At 44.3% G+C, this 246-nt stretch carries 1 protein-coding gene; it reads right to left on the minus strand.

Annotated features, from left to right (window positions below; translation table 11 throughout):
- Positions 1–229: HEAT repeat domain-containing protein (locus tag ABF638_RS38530; protein WP_435027974.1), on the minus strand; the 229-nt coding region annotated here is incomplete at its 3' end.
- Positions 230–246: the final 17 nt, after the last annotated feature.

Below are 246 nucleotides of genomic sequence, written 5' to 3' on the forward strand. Positions count from 1 at the left end.
CACGGATAAGTGCTATCAACCCTTCAATCGCCGTTTGGTTACCAGGGTCAATTTCCACTAAACTTTCTGCCACCCGGCAACGCATCAAACTATCAACCTGTAGGTCACGGACAAGTGAGATCAAAGTTTCAATCGCTATTTGGTTGTCAACACCGATTTTCCCTAAGCTTTCTGCTGCCTGTCTACGAATATAACTATCAACCTGTGGGTCATGGATAAGTGAGATCAAAGCGTCAATCGCTATTT

This window comes from Nostoc sp. CALU 1950, assembly GCF_051172895.1.
GTDB classification, from domain to species: Bacteria; Cyanobacteriota; Cyanobacteriia; order Cyanobacteriales; family Nostocaceae; genus Nostoc; species Nostoc edaphicum_A.